The following is a 1,879-nucleotide window of genomic DNA, read 5'->3' as shown; positions in this document are numbered from 1 at the left end:
CAGATATACCTCTCAGGTGGTATATCTGATCTATTTTCTCGTTTAAGGGGGTATGCATTGTCCCGCAGCGACGAATACAGCCGGCTCGCCACGCTCGTCGCGACGACGCGGGAGACCAGCGGCGATCTCTTTGGCCAGGCGCTGGTCGAGTGGCTGCGGCAGCACGTTAGATTCGACCACTGCGTGATCTTCGGCTATCGCGGCGCCTCGCGCCCGCCGCTGCTGTTCGAGACCTTCTCGCCCACCGAGAGCCATGTGTTCGTCGCGCTCTATCAGGAAGGGCCGTATCTGCTCGATCCGTTCCATCACGCTGCGGTCGAGCGCAAGGAAGGGTTCTGGCGCATGCGCGAGCTGGCGCCGGACCGTTTCTATGCCAGCGAGTATTTCCGCTCCTATTACAGCCAGACCAGGCTGGCCGAGGAGGTCGGCTTCTTCGTGCCGCTGCCGGGCAAGGATGCGCTGGTGTTGTCGCTGATGCGGCTGCGCGCTTCAGGCCCTTTCGGCACCGCCGATGCCAGATTGCTGCGCGACATGGCTCCCGCGGTGATCAGCTTCATCAGGTTGCGCTGGCCTGCTCTTCCGGCCGACGAAACGGCGGAAGCGAAGCAGGACGAGACGGCCGCTATGGTCAACGAATTCGACCGCGCCCATATCTGGCAGAGCCTGTCGCTGACGCCGCGCGAAAAGCATGTCGTCGACCTGGTGTTGCAGGGGCATTCGACGGAGTCGATCGCCCGCGCCATGCGCATCGTGCCGGGAACCGTGAAAGTCCATCGCCGCAACATCTACCGCAAGCTCAAGATCAAGTCGCAGGCCGGCCTGTTCGCGCGCTTCGTCGAGATCATCGATGCACGGATCCGGTAGGCTCTCTAACCGCCGGCTTCCCACGACCCGGTCTCGGCCATCCGCTTCAGCAACGGCGCCGGCTTGAACACATCCTTGCCCGTCCGTTGATGCCAGTATTCGAGCCGCTCGATGATCCTGGCCGGACCTTCAAGGCCAACCCAGAACATCGGTCCGCCCTTGCCGATGGGAAAGCCGTAGCCATTGACCCAGACGACATCGATGTCGGACGCACGGGCCGCTATGCCTTCCTCCAGGATCTTGGCGCCCTCGTTGATCAGGGGGTAAAGCGTGCGCTCTACGATTTCCTCCGCACTGATCGCACGCGGTGCGATACCCTTCTCGGCGGCCTTGTCGCGGATCAGCGCTTCAACCTCGGGATCCGGCACTGGCGTGCGCGCGCCAGCCTCATAGAGGTAAAAACCCCGGCCGGTCTTCTGGCCGAAACGTCCTTGTTCGCACAGCGTGTCGGCGATCACGGCTTTCTGGCCGCGTGCCTTGCGGTTGCGCCAGCCAATATCGAGACCGGCGAGATCGCCCATTTGGAACGGCCCCATCGGCCAGCCGAAATCGGTGAACACCTGGTCGATCTGGCTGGGCGTTGCGCCTTCCAGAAGAAGCGCTTCCGATTCCGAGCCCCGCGCGGCAAGCATGCGGTTGCCGACGAAGCCGTGGCAGACGCCGACCACGACGGCCACCTTGCCGATCCGCCTCGCCAGGTCGACTGATGTCGCCAGCGCATCGGGCGCGGTCTTCTCGGCGCGCACGATCTCCAAGAGCTTCATGACATTGGCCGGCGAAAAGAAATGCAGGCCGAGCACATCCTGCGGCCGCGAGGTCGAGGCAGCGATTTCGTTGATGTCGAGATAGGAGGTGTTGGTGGCCAGGATCGCGCCGGGCTTCGCCACGGCTTCGAGCTTGCCGAACACTTCCTTCTTGACCGCCATGTCCTCGAACACCGCCTCGACGATCAGGTCGCAATCGGCGAGATCGGCATAGTCGGTGGAGCCCTTGAACTGGGCGAGCCGCTCCCGCT

2 protein-coding genes are annotated in these 1,879 nt (G+C 63.3%); one reads left to right on the top strand and one right to left on the bottom strand.

Annotated elements, in window-relative coordinates; genetic code table 11:
• The first annotated feature begins 57 nt into the window (after positions 1 to 57).
• Positions 58 to 864 carry a LuxR C-terminal-related transcriptional regulator gene (locus EN879_RS34120; RefSeq protein ID WP_024504754.1) on the top strand — a complete coding sequence of 269 codons (807 nt, stop codon included), beginning with the start codon at positions 58 to 60 and terminating at the stop codon, positions 862 to 864.
• 5 nt (positions 865 to 869) lie between these two features.
• Here EN879_RS34120 and EN879_RS34115 read toward each other — a convergent pair.
• A partial coding sequence (locus EN879_RS34115; RefSeq protein WP_245493914.1) for a 3-hydroxyacyl-CoA dehydrogenase occupies positions 870 to 1,879 on the bottom strand: 1,010 nt, incomplete at its 5' end.

The sequence above is a fragment of the Mesorhizobium sp. M7A.F.Ca.AU.002.02.1.1 genome, from assembly GCF_003998535.1.
GTDB classification, from domain to species: domain Bacteria; phylum Pseudomonadota; class Alphaproteobacteria; order Rhizobiales; family Rhizobiaceae; genus Mesorhizobium; species Mesorhizobium ciceri.
This window is presented reverse-complemented; position numbering and strand designations above follow the sequence as displayed.